Annotated in this window: 18 protein-coding genes and 2 tRNA genes; 1 reads left to right on the plus strand and 19 read right to left on the minus strand. The window is 44.0% G+C overall.

The features are described 5' to 3' along the window. Positions 1-27: 27 nt before the first annotated feature. From ACRN9H_RS04455 to pnp, 7 genes are all read right to left on the minus strand, one after another. Positions 28-867 carry an outer membrane protein OmpK gene (locus ACRN9H_RS04455; protein ID WP_432312684.1) on the minus strand — a complete coding sequence of 280 codons (840 nt, stop codon included), beginning with the start codon at positions 865-867 and terminating at the stop codon, positions 28-30. A gap of 332 nt (positions 868-1,199) precedes the next feature. Next, positions 1,200-2,498: a NupC/NupG family nucleoside CNT transporter gene (locus ACRN9H_RS04460; protein ID WP_432312624.1), complete on the minus strand. Its 1,299-nt coding sequence runs from the start codon at positions 2,496-2,498 to the stop codon at positions 1,200-1,202. 176 nt (positions 2,499-2,674) lie between these two features. Next, positions 2,675-3,439, minus strand: coding sequence for a TatD family hydrolase (locus ACRN9H_RS04465; RefSeq protein ID WP_432312625.1), 765 nt, complete (start codon positions 3,437-3,439; stop codon positions 2,675-2,677). A 9-nt stretch (positions 3,440-3,448) separates the two neighbouring features. Continuing rightward, positions 3,449-3,649: a hypothetical protein gene (locus tag ACRN9H_RS04470; protein ID WP_432312626.1), complete on the minus strand. Its 201-nt coding sequence runs from the start codon at positions 3,647-3,649 to the stop codon at positions 3,449-3,451. A gap of 81 nt (positions 3,650-3,730) precedes the next feature. Further along, positions 3,731-5,311, minus strand: coding sequence for a peptide chain release factor 3 (gene prfC / locus ACRN9H_RS04475; protein ID WP_432312627.1), 1,581 nt, complete (start codon positions 5,309-5,311; stop codon positions 3,731-3,733). Positions 5,312-5,410: 99 nt separating this feature from the next. Further along, entirely contained in the window at positions 5,411-6,313 is a 903-nt protein-coding gene (gene nlpI / locus ACRN9H_RS04480; protein ID WP_220773228.1) for a lipoprotein NlpI, read from the minus strand. A 192-nt stretch (positions 6,314-6,505) separates the two neighbouring features. After that, on the minus strand, positions 6,506-8,602 hold the full coding sequence (gene pnp / locus ACRN9H_RS04485) for a polyribonucleotide nucleotidyltransferase (RefSeq protein ID WP_076496420.1): 2,097 nt from the start codon (positions 8,600-8,602) through the stop codon (positions 6,506-6,508). Positions 8,603-8,972: 370 nt separating this feature from the next. Between pnp and ACRN9H_RS04490 the strand changes: the two genes are divergently transcribed. Then, positions 8,973-11,018 carry an EAL domain-containing protein gene (locus ACRN9H_RS04490; protein ID WP_432312628.1) on the plus strand — a complete coding sequence of 682 codons (2,046 nt, stop codon included), beginning with the start codon at positions 8,973-8,975 and terminating at the stop codon, positions 11,016-11,018. Between the two features lie 188 nt (positions 11,019-11,206). Here ACRN9H_RS04490 and rpsO read toward each other — a convergent pair whose 3' ends face one another. From rpsO to folP, 12 genes are all read right to left on the minus strand, one after another. Further along, on the minus strand, positions 11,207-11,476 hold the full coding sequence (gene rpsO, locus ACRN9H_RS04495; RefSeq protein WP_006082713.1) for a 30S ribosomal protein S15: 270 nt from the start codon (positions 11,474-11,476) through the stop codon (positions 11,207-11,209). 145 nt (positions 11,477-11,621) lie between these two features. Beyond that, the gene (gene truB / locus ACRN9H_RS04500; RefSeq protein ID WP_432312629.1) at positions 11,622-12,587 is read right to left on the minus strand and encodes a tRNA pseudouridine(55) synthase TruB; all 966 of its coding nucleotides are present in this window, start codon (positions 12,585-12,587) and stop codon (positions 11,622-11,624) included. Next, entirely contained in the window at positions 12,587-13,045 is a 459-nt protein-coding gene (rbfA, locus tag ACRN9H_RS04505; RefSeq protein WP_432312630.1) for a 30S ribosome-binding factor RbfA, read from the minus strand. Before rbfA ends, truB begins: the two co-directional genes overlap by 1 nt. A 57-nt stretch (positions 13,046-13,102) precedes the next feature. Then, positions 13,103-15,745 (minus strand): translation initiation factor IF-2, encoded by a 2,643-nt coding sequence (gene infB / locus ACRN9H_RS04510; RefSeq protein WP_432312631.1) that lies wholly within the window; start codon positions 15,743-15,745, stop codon positions 13,103-13,105. Positions 15,746-15,771: 26 nt separating this feature from the next. After that, positions 15,772-17,271, minus strand: a complete 1,500-nt coding sequence (gene nusA, locus ACRN9H_RS04515; RefSeq protein WP_432312632.1) for a transcription termination factor NusA — start codon at positions 17,269-17,271, stop codon at positions 15,772-15,774. Positions 17,272-17,297: 26 nt separating this feature from the next. Continuing rightward, on the minus strand, positions 17,298-17,753 hold the full coding sequence (rimP, locus tag ACRN9H_RS04520) for a ribosome maturation factor RimP (RefSeq protein ID WP_220773221.1): 456 nt from the start codon (positions 17,751-17,753) through the stop codon (positions 17,298-17,300). Between the two features lie 172 nt (positions 17,754-17,925). Beyond that, positions 17,926-18,002: transfer RNA gene (locus ACRN9H_RS04525), tRNA-Met, on the minus strand. A gap of 81 nt (positions 18,003-18,083) precedes the next feature. Further along, positions 18,084-18,170, minus strand: a tRNA-Leu gene (locus ACRN9H_RS04530). Positions 18,171-18,181: 11 nt separating this feature from the next. After that, complete coding sequence (gene secG / locus ACRN9H_RS04535) at positions 18,182-18,517, minus strand: preprotein translocase subunit SecG (RefSeq protein ID WP_220773220.1); 336 nt, start codon at positions 18,515-18,517, stop codon at positions 18,182-18,184. Position 18,518: 1 nt separating this feature from the next. Beyond that, positions 18,519-19,301 carry a triose-phosphate isomerase gene (gene tpiA, locus ACRN9H_RS04540; RefSeq protein WP_432312633.1) on the minus strand — a complete coding sequence of 261 codons (783 nt, stop codon included), beginning with the start codon at positions 19,299-19,301 and terminating at the stop codon, positions 18,519-18,521. A 194-nt stretch (positions 19,302-19,495) separates the two neighbouring features. Continuing rightward, complete coding sequence (gene glmM, locus ACRN9H_RS04545) at positions 19,496-20,833, minus strand: phosphoglucosamine mutase (RefSeq protein WP_432312634.1); 1,338 nt, start codon at positions 20,831-20,833, stop codon at positions 19,496-19,498. Positions 20,834-20,913: 80 nt separating this feature from the next. Next, positions 20,914-21,747: a dihydropteroate synthase gene (gene folP / locus ACRN9H_RS04550; protein WP_432312635.1), complete on the minus strand. Its 834-nt coding sequence runs from the start codon at positions 21,745-21,747 to the stop codon at positions 20,914-20,916. Positions 21,748-21,768 lie beyond the last annotated feature (21 nt).

The raw sequence follows: 21,768 nt of genomic DNA on the forward strand, positions 1-21,768 counted from the left end.
CCAATAAGCAACAATTATTACAAGAAATTAGAACTTGTAAGTTGCTGACAGGTAGTGTGACCAACCTGTTGATTCTAGAGCTAGTGCACCAGCACCATCTTCTAACAGATAAACGTCTTTAAAGCCTTTCAAACCATATCCAAGAGCGTAACGATCTGAGTGCCAGTATAGACCAAAGAATGCGTTACCACCGTTAGAGGTTTTTGGTACGAAAGCAGTTTTATCTTCGTCAGCGCCGAATTGATAATCGACATAACCTTGGAATGCTAAGAAGCTCTTATTGTCGAAAAAGTAGAAAGGCTTGAACCAGTTAGCAGAGAACTGATATCCATTCCACTCTTTTTCGTTCATGTCATAGAAACCGTACAGGTTCATACCTGTTTTGCCTAACCAAGGCACGTTTACATCAGCACCCACACCCCAGAACGTAGAGTTAACACCTTCACCGACAAGGCCATCCCAGTTGAACAGAGTAGAGAAATACACTTCTTGGATTGGACCAAAAGATAAATCTTTACCAGTCACTGCATCAATAGAAACACGTGGTGCAAACTTCATGAAAATTTTGCTTGAACCAGAGCCTGGATTTTTATCACCGTTGCTAGTCTTTTCATTTGCTAGGTTAAATATATCTACATAACCATACAAATCAAATACACCTGAACGGCCGCCAAATTCCATTTCTAAATAGTTATGTTGATCGCCTGATGCTGGGTTATCTGGCTTTTCACCAATAGAGTACATAGCATTGAACTGCATCCACTTGTAATCAGTACCATGAAGATCAGTACGATCAGCGGCAAATGCGCTACCAGAGATTGCTGCTACGGCAGTAGCAACTAAAGCTAAAGTTTTAACGTTTTTCATCATCAACCCCATTTATCTTATTTACTACCATCAAGGGTAGCGTTCTTTTTGTGGCGTCTGCATTTTACCTAAATTAAAGAAAACCTCAATAATCTAGCGCAAAATCACAAACACAAAATTCTTAATTGTGAACAAAGTCGCGACTTTTAAATAATGATTAATTAACTTAATCGAGTCATCACAACATTTAACACAGAATAACAGCGACATTGCAGTGGTATTCTGTTTGCTTCAATTGGAGAAATATTCACTACTGGAAAATGGTTGAATTAACTTAGGTCCTGCCCTGCATGGTCAGGACCTAGTTAGTGGGGTATTACCCCAAGTCTGTCTTAAATTAGGCTTAAGAACAGACCGGCAATTGTTGCACTCATTAAGTTAGCAAGAGAGCCGGCGATAACCGCACGGATGCCCATTCTCGCTAAATCATGACGACGATTAGGAGCCATTGCACCTAAACCGCCAAGCAAAATCGCAATTGAAGATAAGTTAGCAAAGCCACACAGTGCAAACGAAATAATCGCTTGAGTTCTATGTGACATCACAGCCTGCGTTTCAGCAACACATAGCGGCAGACCTTTAACGACATCAGCAGCTACCGCTGTACAAGCCGTTGCAGCATCAGAAATGTAAGGTGCAAAGTTCAAGTAGGCAACGAATTCGTTAATAACGATTTTTTGACCAATGAAAGAACCGGCAACTAATGCTTCGTTCCATGGCACACCGATTAGGAATGCTAAAGGCATAAACACATAGCCAAGGATCAATTCTAGTGTCAATTGTGGGAAACCTACCCAGCCACCGATACCACCAATGATGCCATTGATCATTGCAATTAAACCAACGAAGGCTAACAACATAGCACCAACGTTAAGCGCTAAATGCATGCCAGATGAAGCACCGGCTGCAGCTGCGTCTAACACGTTTGCTGGTTTATCAGGATCTTCTGGCAAATCGCTCATGTCATTTTTAGCAACTTCAGTCTCAGGGTGCATCAGTTTAGCCATTAATAGACCGCCTGGTGCTGCCATGAATGATGCGGCAACTAAATACTCGATAGGTACACCCATCTGCGCGTAACCAGCCAATACTGAACCCGCGATTGATGCCAAACCACCCACCATGATCGCAAATAATTCAGATTGCGTCATTGTAGGAATGAATGGGCGAACCACTAGTGGAGCTTCAGTTTGACCGACGAAAATGTTAGCTGTTGCTGACATAGATTCAGTACGGCTGGTACCTAATGCCTTTTGTAAACCACCACCGATAATACGGATGATCCACTGCATAACACCTAAATAGTAGAGAACCGCAATCAAAGAAGAGAAGAACACGATAACTGGCAATACGTTAACAGCGAAGATAAAGCCAAGTTTGAAGTTAGCTAAATCGCCGAACAGGAAGCTAATACCGCTTTGTGCGTAACCAATTACGCTAGATACAGCATCAGACACACTTTTCAGAATGTCTTTACCAATTGGAACATACAATACAAAACCACCGAAGGCAGCCTGAATGGCTAACGCGCCACCCACTGTACGCACATTAATTGCTTTTTTGTTATTCGATAGGAGGAAACCTATCAAAAGCAGGGTGACCACCCCTACTAAACTCATTAATATATTCATTAACCATCACCCTATTGTTAACACTTTTTAATTATGTTGTTAATCAACCTATTTCCGAGTCAGATTATACCCGAGGCAAAGTCGAAAATCGTCGTTTTGATCATATTTTTGGAGTTTAATTTCAACCGCTTAGTACTCTCCCCAAGTGCGATCAACACCTGTTTATTTAAAAACTACTAAAGGTCAAACAGTTGCACTGAATTTGACATCAAGTGTTCTGATATTAGAACACTTGATTTTTTTTGCAAAGTTGCAATTTTGTCTATAAATAGTACAAGGTTAGCGGGTTCATTACGTTTTTCAATTACATTTATCGGTGTCATTGCGGGAGAATCAGTCTCAAGTATGAAGCTATCGAGAGGTAGATCACATACGGTTTTGAGCAATTTTTTGGCATTAGGATTCATGATCAAGCCACCAATACCTAACTTAAAACCTCGTTTAATATACTCAAGTGCGATTTCTGTGCTACCAGAAAAAGCATGTATCACACCGCCTCTAGGTAATGGATGCTTTTTTAGACAGGCTAAAACCTCAGCATGGGCTTTTACACTGTGGATGATAACCGGTAAGTTTAATGACTGGGCAAGCTGAAGTTGCGCCTCGAAAAAAGCTAATTGTCTTGGCCAAGTTGAAACATAAAGCTTATCTAAGCCACATTCACCAATAGCAACAAAACGAGGACATTCGAGCAACGCCGACACTTGGGATGTTAATGCAAAGATACTCGCATCAACATCTTCTGGGCAGAACCAAGGATGTATGCCCAGTGCGTAATAAAATTGGTATTGTTTTGCGACTGCGAGTTGTTTTTGCCAATGGCTAGGTGATATGCCAGGGATGATTAAATTATTAATACCGACACTGTGCATTCGCTGCACAACATCACTGCGGTCAGCATCAAATTCCGTAAAATCGATATGCGCGTGGGTATCTATCATAGAAATATCTCACTCGGATGGCGTTTTACCGCTCAAATGCGCTTTGCAGAGCGGAGTGCTTTGAGCCTGTGCAGTAATTTTAGGAGATTTAATCACTAGTGGTGGATCTTCAAGACGCGGCATACAACAATGACGATTTTCAGGCGTGAGTCCCATATGGTCACACCACTGAATATAAGCTCGCCATGCTTTAGCAACCCAATTGGCCATAAGAGTGTCCAGTGCAGTCAATCAGATACAAAAATGGCGGTAAATTACCGCCATTTCACCAACCACAATAAATTAAAGAGATTAATGTTCGCGGGTTTTAGTAAACTCTATATCAGGGTAACGTTCCATAGCGAGGTTCAAATTCACCATCGTTGGCGCAATGTACGTTAAATTATCGCCACCATCGAGTGCTAAGTTTTGGCTGCACTTACGGCGGAACTCTTCAAGTTTACGCTCATCTTTACAGTAAACCCAACGTGCAGTTGAAACGCTAATGCCCTCGTAGATCGCCTCGACATTATATTCACTTTTTAAACGTCCTACGACCACTTCAAACTGTAGTACACCCACGGCGCCGACAATTAAATCGTTGGTATCGAGCGGACGGAATACCTGCACAGCACCTTCTTCTGATAACTGCATTAATCCTTTGAGCAATTGTTTTTGCTTAAGAGGATCGCGCAAGCGAATACGGCGGAACATTTCAGGGGCAAAGTTAGGTACACCAGTGAAGCGAAACTTTTCACCTTGAGTAAACGTATCACCAATACGGATCGTACCATGGTTATGCAGGCCTATGATGTCACCAGGATAAGCCTCTTCAGCTCGTTCGCGATCGCCGGCCATAAAGGTCAATGCATCGCTAACGTTAACATCTTTACCAATACGCACGTGGTGCATTTTCATGCCCTGCTCGTAGCGGCCTGAACACACTCGCATAAAGGCGACACGGTCACGATGTTTTGGATCCATATTTGCTTGGATTTTGAACACGAAACCAGTGAATTTTTCTTCGTCAGGCATCACCTTACGTACATCACTGTCACGCGGTAATGGCTTAGGAGCCCATTCCACAATCCCATCGAGAATATGATCCACACCAAAGTTACCCAAAGCGGTACCAAAAAATACTGGCGTCAGCTTACCTTGAAGAAAAGCATTATGATCAAATTCATGTGATGCGCCGCGCACTAATTCCATCTCATTACGCAGATCAACGGCATAACTGCCAAGAACCTTATCCAGTTCAGGATTATTAATCCCTGCAATCACGCGGCGTTCTTGGATGGTATGGCCCATACCACCTTGATACAACACCACTTCATCACGCAGTATGTGGTAAATACCTTTAAATTCTTTACCGCTGCCAATAGGCCAAGTAATCGGTGCACAGGCTATTTTAAGTACATGTTCGACTTCATCCATCAAATCAATAGGATCACGGATATCACGGTCGAGTTTGTTCATAAAAGTCACAATCGGCGTATCACGCAGACGAGTCACTTCCATCAACTTGATAGTACGATCTTCCACACCCTTCGCAGAATCTATCACCATAAGGCAAGAATCAACGGCAGTCAGAGTACGATAGGTATCTTCAGAGAAGTCTTCGTGGCCAGGCGTGTCGAGTAGGTTAATGAGGGCGCCACCATAGGGAAATTGCATTACGGACGTCGTGATAGAAATACCACGGTCCTTCTCCATTTCCATCCAATCAGACTTAGCGTGCTGACCCGATTTTTTGCCTTTAACGGTACCCGCCTTTTGCAAAGCGTTGCCGAATAACAGCACTTTTTCGGTAATGGTTGTTTTACCCGCGTCGGGGTGCGATATGATCGCGAAGGTGCGACGTTTATCGACCTCTACTTTATTGCCTGACATGTTAACCTATGCACTAGTATCGCTAAAAAGGCGCAAATTATAGCGCCTCAGTTCAAGCTTGGCTAGGCAAAGCCCGAGATGAGCTCGGGCGAAAGAGGGTTATTTTGTAGCTTCGAGTAAATCTTTGACTTTAGCTAGCTCAATTCGCGCGTATCGGTGTTCAACAAAATCATGAATATTGGTTGCCAACGCCAGACGGAAATAGTTAGCAGCATCTTGGTATTGCTTCATCTCTATCGACATTTTAGCGAGATAAAAATAAGCCTCACATAAACGTTCAGCATATTCTTTAGGATGGGTAAGCCCTTCCTTAGCCGCAGTAAACACCTGTTCGCGGCTTTTTTGACCTAAATAATAATCAACAATTACACTAGACCAAGCATCGTTATCTAAATTCTGGCGATGCGCCATAAGTTGTTGTTTAGCCTCAACTGCATCATCTTTTGATGCTATTAAATACAACCATAATGCGCGATAACCGTCGGTATTATCGCCTGCGTAAAATGCTTGCATATCTTTAGTGGCTAAATCATTACGACCACCATAATACAAGGCAATGCCACGATTTAAATAAGCATAATCATAATTAGGCGCGAGCTCTAATACACCATCGAACGCTTCATAGGCACTGTCATACTCGCCTTCTTGAGTGTAATAAATCCCAAGAAAATTATAGGCGTCGGCGAGATCTGGTTGCAGTTTCAGCGCTTGAATAAAATCAATCCGTGCAAGTAATCTTAAACCTACACTGTCGTAGATCACACCGCGATCGTAGTGAAACCTTGCTCTTTGTTCATTACTTAATTCGACCGCAGACAAAATCTCATTAAGCTTAGCTAACGTGACTTCCACTTTATAGTCTGGCATCACGGGGGCTATAACCAATTTACCTTCAACATCATTTTGGTTATCTAAAGGAGACTGGGTGGTAGCGCATCCGGCTAACAACAGACTGGCGCCCGCCAGCACAGCAACGACAGCGGTTCTAATTTTAAGACTCATCCATTTCTACCTTTTTAGATTCCCAACATACGCAGAAGAATGTTCATGATAGCAATCCCATCACAGGACTGCTATTGGGGAATTGAGATTAATACTGAGTTTCTGAATATCAAAAACAAAAAAGGAGATCATTCGATCTCCTTTTTATGCAATCACTTAAAAAGTGTCTGCCGATACTAAGTCAAAGACTCACTATTCAGCGGCTTCTTTAGTTTGTGCTTCTTTGATTGATAGACGTACGCGACCTTGACGATCCACTTCCATTACCTTAACGGCCACATCTTGGTTCAATACAAGATGATCAGACACGTTAGCTACACGCTCATCACTGATTTGTGAAATGTGCACTAAACCGTCTTTGCCTGGCAGAATGTTAATGAAGGCTCCGAAATCAACGATACGGATAACCTTACCCGCGTAGATACGACCTACTTCAACTTCTGAAGTGATTTCTTCGATACGACGAATCGCTTCTTTCGTTGCTTCGCCATTTGAAGATGCGATCTTCACAGTACCATCATCTTCCAATTCAATCGTAGTGCCTGTTTCTTCAGTTAAAGCACGGATAACTGCGCCGCCTTTACCGATAACGTCACGGATTTTCTCTGGGTTGATCTTGATAATAGTAATACGTGGAGCGTGATCAGAAATATCGTCACGGTGTGAACCAATCGCTTGATCCATCACGTTCAGGATATGCACACGTGCGCCATAGGCTTGTTGCAGTGCGATTTCCATGATTTCTTTAGTGATACCTTCGATCTTGATATCCATCTGCAGTGCAGTAATACCACCACGAGTACCGGCTACTTTAAAGTCCATGTCACCTAAATGGTCTTCATCACCTAAGATGTCAGAAAGAACAACAAAATCATCGCCCTCTTTTACTAGACCCATAGCAATACCGGCTACAGACGTTTTGATTGGTACGCCCGCATCCATCAGTGCAAGTGAAGTACCGCATACTGATGCCATAGAGCTTGAACCGTTAGATTCAGTGATTTCAGATACAACGCGCACACTGTATGGGAATTCGGCTGCTGAAGGCATAACGGCTTTCATACCGCGCCAAGCTAACTTACCATGACCGATTTCGCGGCGCTTAGGTGAACCAACCATGCCAGTTTCACCGACAGAGTATGGAGGGAAGTTATAGTGCAGCATGAAACGGTTAGTACGTTCGCCCATGATGCTATCAATCTTCTGTGCATCACGCTCAGTACCTAATGTACAAGTCACTAGCGCTTGAGTTTCACCACGGGTGAACAATGCACTACCATGAGTACGTGGCAATACGCCCGCTAATACACTTAAAGCGCGGATCATATCAGGTTCACGACCATCGATACGTGGCTCGCCACGGATGATGCGACCACGAACCACTTTCTTCTCTAGGCTACCCAGTAAGTTGTCTACTTCACGTAAATCAACATTGGGATTGCTCGCTAACAAAGCTTCTTTTGCTGCGGCTTTAACCACAGAAACTTGAGCATAACGATCTTGTTTAACTTGGATTTTATACGCATCACCTAAACCCGCTTCAGCAAGCGCTTTGATTTGGGCAACTAAATCGGCATCTTGTACTGGTGCAGTCCAATCCCAAGTTGGTTTACCGGCTTCTGCTTTAAATTCAGCAATCGCTTTGATAACCACTTGTTGTTGATCGTGACCGTAAACAACAGAACCTAACATCACTTCTTCTGGTAATGCTTGGGCTTCTGATTCCACCATTAATACTGCGCCAGCGGTACCAGCAACCACTAAATTTAGTTGGCTAGTCGCTAATTGCTCAACACTTGGGTTCAACACGTATTCGCCATCAATGTAACCCACACGTGCAGCCCCTAAAGGACCGCTAAATGGAATACCAGAAATAGCCAGTGCAGCAGAAGTACCGATCATAGAGATGATATCTGGCTCGATTTGTGGGTCGACAGATACAACAGTAATGATAACTTGAACTTCGTTTTTGAAACCATTAGGGAAAAGAGGGCGAATTGGACGGTCGATCAGACGAGCGATTAATGTCTCATCTTCTGAAGGACGGCCTTCACGCTTAAAGAAACCACCAGGAATTTTACCGGCTGCGTAGGTTTTTTCTTGATAGTTAACAGTCAGAGGGAAAAAGTCACGACCAAGATCGGCTTCTTTTTTACCGACAACAGTGACTAACACTGTTGTGTCACCCATACTGGCTAAAACGGCTGCATCAGCTTGACGCGCGATAACACCTGTTTCCAGGGTGACTGTATGTTGACCATACTCAAAACTCTTTACAATAGGATTCACGTGACCCATTCCTTAATTAATGACCTTGAATTACGCGCGTAAGTATACTGCAATTCGCGGCAATAGATAAAGGGTAGATAATGGTCAGGGTGAGATTATGCTTTGTAAATTCTCTTAACATTTAGCTTTTTTGTTCTTTAATCGACTTAATGCGACAGTATTGATTTATATAAATCATCCATAATTGAATGAAATTCGTTCGACTGGATAGGTTTGTTAACCAATCTAACAATGTATAATCCGGCCCTGAGATAATGGTGACAAGGGCTTATCTTTTCACTAAAGTGGTTAAATCAACAAAGAGTTGCGCTTTAAGCTGAAATAAAAAAATAATTATCTCCTACGGCGAAAATAATAAAAGGCTAGCTTAATGACAAGTCGTTTTAAATCGTTGACCTGGAAACAAACAAACCTCGTTGTTTTCACAGCATTATTTTTTGCCATCGTGATTTTTATTGTAGAAATAGCACTCGTCGTTGTTTCGACGAAACAACAACTCACAGCAACTCAGCAAGAACTCCTTAACTCAGTAGAACAACCCGCCGCAAATGCTGTGTGGGCTTTGGATGATAATTTAGCGCGTCAAACCTTAGAGGGAGCAATAAAAGTTGAGCATGTCAGTTCAGCCGTAATTGAACTCGATGACGGGTCGATGTTTGTTTCAGTCAGCAATAACAAAAAAAATGATTCCCTTACCTTCATCAGTATTAGTAATAAATTGTTTAATAATCTTAAAGAGATTTCTCGCCCGCTTTATCGACCCTTTTATTTTGAAGGCACTCAAAAAAAACAACTAATCGGCACGTTAACGGTTTTTTACGATACCCAAGAGCTCACTAATAGTCTTTTTTCTCAGTTACGACTTAGTTTTTTTGCCACCCTCATCCGTGCACTATTACTGACCTTAGTCCTCTCAGTGGTATTCCACCGCTTCTTGACTCAGCCGATTGCTCGAATAAGTGAAGCCATCGATAAGATTGATCCTAACTCACCAGATGAAAACCTATTACCGATATCCGCTGCCCATAAGGACGATGAGCTCGGTTTAGTAACCTCAAAATTTAACCAAATTCTTATTCAATTTAGCCAAACCCAATCTAAGCTGCGAAAAATGGCAACACGAGATCCCCTTACCGGATTGCCGAACCGCACACTATTACTCGAAACTATCGCAGTCACAATTCAACGCTCGCGCCTACAAAAACGCAGTTTTGCGTTAATGTTTATCGATTTAGATCGTTTTAAAAATATTAATGATTCGCTTGGACATACTTTAGGCGATCAATTCCTCGCGCGTATAGCTAGGATACTGGAGCGTTTTGTGGGTGATAAAGGCACAGTATCGCGCTTAGGAGGTGATGAGTTTGTTATTTTAGCCTATGCCGTTCACACCCCAGATCAAGCTGCTGATTTTGTGGGTAAGTTACTGATGCAGATTAACGTACCAATACAACTCAATGAACATGCGATTCATCCAGCCGCGTCTATTGGCATCTCTATTTATCCCGAAGACGGCAGCAGTGCTGAGGATCTTATTCGTCATGCAGATATTGCCATGTATAGCGCTAAAGCCGCGGGCTCTAATCAATGGGCTTTCTTTAAGCAAGACATGACAGAGCGTGCTGCAGTGCGTTTACGAACCGAAGCATCATTACACGATGGCTTAAAAAACAATGAGTTCTTACTCTATTTTCAACCCAAACTCGACTTACAAACGGGTAAAGTCGTCAGCTGTGAAGCCTTAATTCGCTGGCAAAAAGATGGCCGACTCATTAGCCCAATTTCTTTTATTCCCGTTGCTGAAGAAACGGGGATCATTATTCCAATTGGTCGCTGGGTGATAGAGCAAAGCTGCAAAGTATTGCGGGAATGGCAAAAGAAATATAACTATGCCATACCGATTGCGATTAATGTTGCCTCGCAACAATTTGCGGATGCGAGCTTAGTTCCTGATATTAAACAGATGGCGCTGCGCTATCAAATCCAACCCGAGCTACTGGAAATTGAAATTACTGAAACGTCATTAATGAACGATATTGAGCTGGCGATTGTTAAGCTTGAACAACTCAAGTCTGCTGGTTTTGGCATCGCCATTGATGATTTTGGCACTGGCTATTCTTCACTATCTTACCTGCGTCACTTACCTATAACAACGATGAAAATCGATCGTTGTTTCGTGTCAGACTTACCAGAAGATAGTGCCATTGCTTCGACGATTTTAATGTTAGGTAAACAGCTTAATTTAAAAGTGGTGGCCGAAGGGATTGAAAATGAGCAACAATTAGATTGGTTAAAAGAAAATCAGTGTCAAATTGGTCAAGGGTTCTATTTCAGTCAGCCATTGCCACAAGCAGAGTTTGAAGCTTTATATATCGCAACGCAAACAGCGACTATTAGAGGATTACACCACATCTAGACCAAGTTTTAACGCACCCTTCTATGATAACGCGGGTGATGACGTTTTCTGAGAGGACTGCACTGCTATAGCTTTGTATAAATTCGATTATGGATATGCATAAACAATCTTGCTCAGGTTGTTTATGCTGATTTTAGGATATAAAAAAGGAGGCTTAAGCCTCCTTTTTTATATCAATCGACGCGATATTAACGACGCAGACCTAATTTTTGGATCAGAGCAGTGTAACGTGCTACATCAGTACGCTTCAGGTAAGCAGTTAACTTACGACGTGAGCTAACCATACGTAACAGGCCACGACGTGAATGGTGATCGTGGATGTGCTCTTTGAAGTGAGCTTGTAAATGGTTGATTTGTGCAGTTAACAAGGCAACTTGAACTTCAGTTGAACCTGTGTCATTTTCACAACGGCCAAAATCAGCCAAAATTTTTGCTTTTACTTCAGTACTTAGTGACATGTATATCTCCAAATAAATAATATGAATCTCTAGCCGATCACTAACTCAGCCAGAGGGCGCGCTATTCTACCCATAAACCGCCCATAGCGCAATAAAGGGCGGGAACTATTCCAAAAACAGAGTTGAAATTGTAAGAGGAAGCGTACTACAGAATTTCTGCAGGCTCATCATGGATAACGATGAGTCGTTTCGGCGCTAATAGGCCGTCTTCGTTCAGAGTACCAATACCCACAAAACGGCGAATATCACCTAAAGTGATACGTACCAGTTCATCGGTTTTCAAGTCAGCATTAACCGGTACTCTAACTGCTTGACCTTGCATTAAGTATGGAGCTATGGCATCGGGCACATTCACCTCAGGGAAATCGGCCACAGCCGTATCCATGGGTAATAACAGTGGATCGAGTAATACACTCGGATCTATCAGCTGTTCATGTGCTTGGGCAACAAGTGCTTCAAGCTGATCTAAAGTGACCATTCTAGCATACGGATATTGTGCAACTTGAGTGCGGCGCAACATGATCACATGGGCACCACAGCCGAGCATTTCACCTAAATCGTCAACGATGGTGCGAATATAAGTGCCCTTAGAACAATGAATGTCTAAGGTCAGCTCATCGCCTTCAAGACCGATAAAATTTAGTTCAAATACCGTAATAGGACGAGATTCACGCGGCACTTCAATGCCTTCACGGGCATATTTATATAGGGGCTGTCCCTGATATTTAAGCGCGGAATACATAGAAGGGATTTGCTGAGTCTCACCACGGAAGAAATTAAGTGCGGTAAGTAACTGCTCCTGCGTAAAATCAATAGCGCGGGTTTGCACCACTTCACCATCGGAATCACTGGTATCAGTACGCTCACCCAGCTTAGCAGTAACTAAATAGCGTTTATCAGCATCTAACAGATGCTGGGAAAACTTAGTCCCTTCGCCTAAGCACACAGGTAACATACCTGTTGCTAACGGATCGAGTGCGCCAGTATGGCCAGCTTTGTTCGCATTAAAAAAGCGCTTTACCCTTTGCAATGCAAAGTTAGAACTCATGCCAGTGGATTTATCCAGCAGCACTATCCCATCGATAAAACGACCTTTTGGACGACGAGCCATTAATCTTTACCTTCCGTTTCATCTGCATCATCGGCAACATCATCACCTAAGACTTCATCTTCAACCGATGCGTCTTCGCTGCCAAATTGCTGCTGCTTCGCTTTGTCTTGGTTGATCACTTGGCTAACTAAGTTAGACATGCGCATACCTTCAACGAGCGAACTATCATAGATAAAACGCAGTTCAGGCATCACACGTAGCTTCATACGGCCCGCCACTAAAGTGCGGATATAAGGAGCTGCGCTGATTAGAGCATTGAGTTTTTCTTGCACAACGTCTTTGTCTTCCTCGAAGAAAGTCACAAAAACTTTGGCGTAGCTTAAGTCCCGAGAGACGTCGACGTCATTTACGGTTACAAAGCCAACACGCGGATCTTTCATGTCGCGCTGTACTACTTGAGCAAGTTCTTGCTGAAGCTGCTGAGCGATTCGACGAGTACGACTGAATTCTTTTGCCATAATATTTCTTACCATAGCTTAAATTGATAAGGGCGGCTAATGCCGCCCTTTTTATCATTACAGAGTACGAGCAATCTCGACAGTTTCGAACACTTCGATTTGGTCGCCTACGCGAACATCGTTGTAATTCTTAACGCCAATACCACATTCCATACCATTGCGAACTTCCGCAACGTCATCTTTAAAGCGACGCAGCGACTCAAGTTCACCTTCGTAGATCACCACGTTATCACGTAGTACACGAATTGGTGCGCTACGCTTGATGATACCTTCGGTAACCATACAGCCAGCAATCGCACCCAGTTTAGGCGACTTAAATACGTCACGTACTTCTGCCAGACCAATAATCTGTTGCTTGAATTCTGGTGATAGCATACCCGTCATCGCAGCACGAACTTCGTCAATCAAGTGATAAATAACGCTGTAGTAGCGTAAATCTACACTTTCGCTGTCGATTGTCTTACGGGCTTGTGCATCAGCACGCACGTTAAAGCCAACCAGAATCGCGTTAGACGCTGCAGCTAAAGTAGCATCTGTTTCAGTAAGAGCACCTACACCGCGAGCGATGATGTTCACTTTCACTTCGTCAGTAGACAAGCCGGTTAACGAATCAGTAATCGCTTCGAGTGAACCTTGTACGTCTGCTTTAAGAACTATGTTCAGTTCTTTCACTTCACCGTCTGTCATGTTCGCAAACATGTTTTCTAGCTTAGATTTTTGCTGACGTGCTAATTTCACATCGCGGAACTTACCTTGACGATACAGGGCAACTTCACGAGCTTTACGTTCATCACGAACCACTGTTGCTTCATCACCTGCAGACGGTACGCCTGACAGACCCAGTATTTCAACAGGGATAGATGGACCCGCTTCAGTGATTGAGCGACCGTTCTCATCTTTCATTGCACGGATTTTACCGTACTCAAGACCACAAAGAACGATGTCACCTTGGCGTAGCGTACCTTGTTGAACCAGAATCGTAGCAACTGGGCCGCGACCTTTGTCCAATTGTGATTCAATAACCACACCAGCAGCCATACCATCACGTACTGCTTTCAGTTCGAGAACTTCAGCTTGTAGTAAGATACCTTCTAACAGTTCGTCAACGCCTTCACCTGTCTTAGCTGAAACGAAGGCAAACATGTTGTCTCCACCCCAATCTTCAGACATAACACCGTGTTGTGACAATTCGCTCTTAACGCGATCGATATCCGCTTCCGGTTTATCCATCTTGTTCACTGCCACGATTAATGGCACGTTACCGGCTTTAGCATGTTGAATTGCTTCGATAGTTTGCGGCATTACACCGTCATCAGCAGCAACAACTAACACAACGATATCTGTTGCCTTGGCACCACGGGCACGCATAGCGGTAAACGCGGCATGACCTGGAGTATCAAGGAAAGTGATCATGCCGTTTTCGGTTTCTACATGGTATGCACCGATATGCTGCGTGATACCACCGGCTTCGCCAGCAGCCACTTTAGCGCGGCGAATATAATCAAGTAACGACGTTTTACCGTGGTCAACGTGACCCATGATAGTCACAACAGGTGCACGAGACTCTAATTTGATACCATCTTCATCGTCACGATCTTGCATCACTTGATGCTCAAGTTCGTTATCGCGAATCAGCACAACTTTATGGCCCATTTCTTCAGCAACCATTTGGGCAGTCTCTTGATCCAACACTTGGTTGATCGTGACCATAGTACCCATTTTCATCATTTGCTTGATGATTTCGGTCGCTTTAACCGCCATTAAATGCGCCAGTTCAGCTACTGTCACAGTCTCACCGATACGTACATCACGACTAACGGCTGCCACAGGCTTATTAAAGCCGTGCGCCATAGATTCTGGTGCAGTACTGCGGTTACGCATGTGTTTTTCACGGCCGTCACGGGCATCTTTGCCGCCACGTTTCTTCGCATTTGTCTTGTTACGAGCACGACGTCCGCGTTTTTCTTCATCTAAATCAGACGTATCTTCGGCAGCACGAGCCACTTTAGATGTCGTGATATGATGATCACCATTCTTCTCGGCTTCTAAACGTTGGCGCTCTTCTTCGGCCCAACGCTTAGAGTGTTCTTCAGCCAATAAACGGGCTGTTTCAGCCGCTTTAGCCGCATCTTCGTCTTGCTTACGTTTAGTCGCCGCTTCTTGAGCCGCCTTTAAACGTTCAGCTTCTAGACGAGCGGCTTCTGCTTCTGGTGACACATCTTTAGCCACTTTCACTTCAGCTGCCGCTTTGGCTTTTGCCTTGGCTTCTGCTTCGGTCTTGGCTTTTGCATCTGCTTCAGCCTTGGCTTTAGCTGCCGCAGCAGCTTCCGCTTCAACCTTCGCTTTTGCCAAAGCTTCTGCTTCGGCTTTCGCTTCTTCTTCAGCCTTCAGAGTAGCCTCATTAGCATCACGCTTGACGAAAGTTCGTGTTTTACGAACTTCAACTTTAACATCTTTAGATTGACCACCACTACCAGCCACACTTAAGGTCGATACGGTTTTACGCTGCAGCGTCATTTTCGTTGGCGCATTTTCTCCACCGTGCTGCTTTTTCAGATAATCCAATAACTGCTGCTTTTCAGTTTCAGTTACGTTATCAGCTTGGTCTTTCTTAATTCCAGCCTGAGAGAATTGCTCAATCAGACGTTCAACACTTTTACCCACTTCCGTGGCCAATTTCTCTACGGTCGTATCTGCCATCAGTTAAATCCCCTCTGTTGATCGACTTATGCTTCTTCGCCAAACCAACAGATATTGCGGGCTGCCATGATGAGCTCACCTGCTTTTGCTTCTGTCAATTCTTCAATTTCGATCAAATCATCTATGCCTTGTTCAGCCAAGTCTTCTAGAGTCACAATACCTTTGCTAGCAAAAACATAGGCTAAGTGTCTATCAATACCTTCAAGTGCAAGTAACTCTTCACTTGGCTCCACACCATCGAGTGCTTCTTCAGTAGCGAGAGCTCGAGTCGAGATCGCCGCTTTTGCACGCTCACGTAAGGCTTCAACGAGATCTTCGTCAAAACCATCAATCGCCAATAATTCAGACACAGGTACATAAGCAACTTCTTCGAGCGACGTAAAGCCCTCATCCGCTAGTACTTGTGCAAAATCTTTATCGACATCCAGTGAGTTAACAAATAAATCAACCACCTTGGCGCTTTCGGCCTGGTGTTTCTTATTCATGTCTTCCACTGTCATTACGTTCAACACCCAACCTGTCAGTTGTGTCGCTAAACGTACGTTCTGGCCATTACGTCCAATGGCTTGTGCCAAACTATCAGGTTCAACGGCGATATCCATAGAATGGTTATCTTCGTCAACAATGATAGAGGCCACATCGGCTGGCGCCATAGCATTGATCACATATTGCGCTGGATTATCATCCCACAATACGATGTCAACACGCTCGCCACCCAGTTCATTTGATACAGCTTGTACACGTGCACCACGCATACCCACACACGCACCGATAGGATCGATACGGCGATCATTTGACTTAACGGCGATCTTAGCGCGCGCACCTGGATCACGGGCTGCGCCCATAATCTCAATCAGTTCGTCAGCAATTTCAGGTACTTCTACACGGAAAAGCTCGATCAGCATTTCAGGCTTAGTACGGCTTAAGAATAACTGTGCACCGCGAGCTTCAGGGCGTACTGAGTACAGTAATGCACGTACACGGTCACCTGGACGGAAAGATTCACGTGAAATTAAATCTTCACGGAATAATACGCCATCAGCGTTATTACCTAAATCAACTACAACACTTTCACGTGTCGCCTTTTTTACGATACCAGTGATTAACTCACCTTCTTGGTCTTGGAATTGTTCCACTACCTGAGCGCGCTCAGCTTCACGTACTTTTTGTACGATAACTTGCTTAGCGGTTTGAGTGGTAATACGGTCAAATACCACTGACTCGATATCGTCTTCAATAAACTCGCCCGGCTGAATATCCGGATTTTCGTAACGTGCCGCTTCTAATGTGATTTCGCGATAAGGATTTTCTAATGCTTCACCGTGATCATCAACCACCATCCAACGACGGAATGTTTCATAGCCACCAGTTTTACGATCGATAGCAACACGTACGTCAATATCACCTTCGTATTTTTTCTTGGTTGCTGTGGCCAGAGCAGTCTCTAGCGCTTCAAAAATTTTCTCGCGAGGAACGGCTTTTTCGTTTGAAACCGCCTCAGCGACTAGCAGAATCTCTTTATTCATCTCTTGCCTCGTTCACCTTGAAACTATCAAAACTTAGCGATTAAGTTGCCTTTACGGATGTTATCCAGGGCGACAACCAACTCTTTACCATTCGCTTTCAGTGACAGCATTTGCCCGTCAACTTTAGTGATGGCGCCTTTTAAATTACGACTGCCGTCAACCGGCATAGTCAATTGAAGCTTTACATCCTCGCCTACATAGCCCGCATACTGCTCAGCAGTAAATAGGGGTCTATCAACGCCTGGCGAAGAAACCTCTAGGGTATATTCTGTAGGAATAGGATCTTCAACATCAAGTACAGCACTGACTTGGCGACTTGCACTGGCACAATCTTCGATATTGATACCATTTTCGCCATCAATGAACACTCGCAGTGTGGAATGCTTACCCGCTTGAACATATTCAATGCCCCATAGCTGAAAGCCTAATGCTTCCACAGGTACTTTGAGCATTTCTGCCAGTCTGAATTCTAATGTTGCCAAGATTGACTCCCGAAAAAACAAAAAAGGGCTAAAAGCCCTAGTACAACGCCACATACGATGTATGCGACAAATTTAAAAGTCCCAGATAACAAAAAACCCCGTAATGACGAGGTTATTAATTTCAAGAACCTGTAAACCATAACGAATCTGAACAGCATTCGTTACTAGGAGCTGGTTGCGGGGGCCGGATTTGAACCGACGACCTTCGGGTTATGAGCCCGACGAGCTACCATGCTGCTCCACCCCGCGTCAACTGTATGCAAGTATATTGACTATCGTTGTTTCTTGCAATAACTAAGAGAAAATTGATCACTTTATCTTAGCTATATTTGGTGCCGAGAGCGGGACTTGAACCCGCACGACCGTTAGGTCACAGCCACCTCAAGGCTGCGCGTCTACCAATTTCGCCACCTCGGCGACACCTTTTACTAGTCAGGAATTTTTGTTTCTGACTTTTCGGTTGCTTGCTCAACAGGTTGTGTAACCTGTTCAGTATCTGAACCTAAATTTTTCCATGAATCTTCACTTTTGGTATGATTAGCACTTAAATTGCCGATTAGCAGACTTAAGGTAAAAAAACCAATGGCTAATACAGCCGTAGTACGAGTCAGAAAATTACCTGAACCACTCGAACCAAATAGAGTACCTGATGCACCGGCGCCAAAAGAGGCTCCCATGTCAGCTCCCTTTCCTTGTTGAATTAATATTAGGCCAATCAAACCTAACGAAACCAACAAGTATACAACTACTAGAACTTCATACATATTATGCGCTCATCGCTATGGTACACAGACTTAAAAACTCGCTAGAGTTTAAGCTAACACCGCCAATCAGTCCACCATCAACATCAGGTTGGGCAAATAAATCTGCAGCATTACTCGGTGTTACACTACCACCGTAGAGAATCCTGATATTTTCTCCAATAAATGGAGATACTTCAGAGAGACGCTTGCGAATAAACGCATGTACTTCTTGTGCCTGCTCTGGTGTAGCGCTTTTACCGGTTCCTACAGCCCAAAGTGGCTCATAGGCGATAATGGCGTTATCAAAAGCCATAGTGCCATTTTTCTGGATCACTATATCCAACTCTTCCGCAATCACCTCAAAGGTGCGTCTTGCTTCACGTGCTGGACCAGACTCACCCACACATAAAATGGGAGTTAAGCCATGCTTTTGTGCAGCGGCGAATTTCTCCGCTACGATATTACTCGTCTCTCCGTACATACGGCGACGTTCTGAATGTCCGATAATCACATATCGACATCCTGAATCTTTTAGCATCTGACCTGAAACTTCTCCGGTATAAGCGCCAAAGTCATGCTGACTTAAATTTTGCGCGCCCATCCTAACAAGTGAACCGTCTAACGCTTCCTTGTTTGCTTCTAGCAGTTGCCTAACGCTTTCTAGATATATAGAAGGCGGGCATAAAACCACTTCAGCTGAATCATTTTGGAGCTTAGAAGCAAATTTCTTGAATAGCTCTTCGGCGAGTGCCGCACTACCATTCATTTTCCAATTGCCAGCAACCATAGGACGTCTGAGTGCCATCACTGTCTCCTTTGAAAGCGGCGTGAATAATAGCGAACCACTTATTAAGTTACAATAGCTAAAGTCGAATATTTTCAGATATCAGGTTGGAGTGCTGTTTTTTTACACGCCAAAACTGATATCTGTTCAAATGTGCAGCTAACACCTTAATTTTTAATCGGTATCCACCGCCGCCATAACAAAATACATCATTACTAACTTGCTGTTCTAACAGCATCAGCAATAAAATTCGCGTGGGCTAATACTGCACTATGATCGTCCCCTTCCACCATGACACGGATCAAAGGTTCTGTTCCAGACTTACGCAATAATACGCGACCACGGGCGCCCAGTTGTAACTCAACCTGTTTTTGAGCATGTTTAACGCTATCAGAATCCAGTGGATTATTTCCCCCCTCAAAGCGTACATTCACTAATACCTGCGGTAACATTTTCATCGCAGAGGTGAGTTCGTCTAATGTCGCATTTTGTCGACGCATAGCCGCTAACACTAAAATCCCCGCGACGATGCCGTCACCCGTTGTACCGTGATCGAGGTTTAAAATATGCCCAGAGTTCTCACCACCGATACGCCAATCGAGTTCTTTAAGCAGTTCCATTACATAACGATCGCCCACTTTGGAACGTTCAAATGGAACATCAAGTGCTTGTAAGGCTAAATCAAGCCCAAGATTTGACATGAGTGTGCCAACGACCCCTCCGCGTAATACACCGCGTAATTTAGCATCACAAGCCAAAATATACAGAATTTGATCGCCGTCGATCACTTCGCCTTTACTGTTGACCATCATAATACGGTCACCATCGCCATCGAGTGCGATGCCAAGATCGGCATTTTCTGAAAGAACCGTCTCACAAATCTTGCCCATGGACGTAGCGCCCACTTTATCGTTGATATTCATGCCGTTTGGTTGATCACCAATAGCAATCACCTCTGCGCCTAATTCACGAAATACCGCCGGTGCAATGTGATAAGTGGCACCATGGGCACAATCCACCACAATTTTTAGGCCCATTAACGTGTGTTCAGCAGGAAAATTACCTTTGCAATATTCGATATAACGGCCACGGGCATCTTCAATACGAGACACCTTGCCCAGTAGATGCGACTCAACACACACGAGGGGCTTTTCAAGTTCTGCTTCGATTTCTAGCTCTAAGTTATCATCTAACTTACTACCATCAGTGGAGAAAAATTTAATACCATTATCGTAATAAGGGTTATGTGATGCACTGATCACCACCCCTGCTTCAGCACGAAAGGTTCGCGTTAAATAAGCTACGGCGGGCGTTGGCATCGGCCCCATTAATAAAACATTAAGACCTGCGGCTGAAAACCCCGCTTCCAATGCCGATTCAAACATATAGCCCGAGATACGAGTATCTTTACCTATTATTACTTTTTTAGTGCCATTACGGGATAAAACGCGCCCCGCAGCCCAACCTAACTTAAGCGTAAGTTCGGGTGTCATTTGACCTGAACCGACCTTGCCACGAATACCGTCGGTTCCAAAAAATTTACGTTCTTTCATATCGCCCCATAAACTGAAATGTGTCCCAATTATTTGGGATCATAATATTAATTAAATGCTTAACCAGAGCATAACGGTGCTTAAAAATACACTTGTGTGGCTTGTAACACTTTGAGCATATCCACAGTTTCAGCAACATCATGCACGCGAATAATGTGTGCTCCCTTTTGCGCCGCAATCATAGCTCCCGCAAGACTCCCAGCAAGACGTTCTGAGGTCGGTTTTGCTAAGAGGTCGCCTATCATGCTCTTACGAGATAATCCTATCAATACGGGTAAATCAAACTGGGCAAAACAGTCGAGCTTTGCCAGTAATTCATAGTTATGTTCTACGCTTTTACCAAAGCCAAATCCTGGATCAATTACTAACAACTCCCGAGGGATCCCTGCTTGTAAGCAAGCTTCAATCCTTGCAGTTAAAAAGCCAGCAACCTCTTCAATTACATCATAATAAGTCGGTGAAGATTGCATGTTTTTTGGCTGGCCCTGCATATGCATCAAACAAATAGGGACTTGCAACTCAGCTGCAGCGTCGAGCGCACCAGGCTCCATTAAGGCACGTACATCGTTAATAAGGTGCGCACCCGCAGCAACCGCTTGGCGCATTACCTCAGCTTTACTGGTGTCGATTGAAATCCACACATCATGATGAGTAGCCACATATTTAACTAATGGGATGACCCTAGCAAGTTCATCGGCTAGGCTCACCTCGGCGGCGCCAGGTCTGGTCGATTCACCGCCAATATCGATCATTCCCGCGCCTTGAGCCACCATGTCATCGGCATGCTGGCAGGCAAGATCAAAGGAGGAATATTGACCTCCATCGGAAAAGGAATCGGGAGTAACATTAAGAATTCCCATCACAATGGGCGAAGATAACGCGAGGCGTTTAGTGCCAACAATCAGTTCAAACACACTTTTACTCCAGTAATACCA

Origin of the sequence: Shewanella sp. MF08487, from assembly GCF_050848685.1 — a bacterium.
Taxonomy (GTDB): Bacteria; Pseudomonadota; Gammaproteobacteria; order Enterobacterales; family Shewanellaceae; genus Shewanella; species Shewanella glacialipiscicola.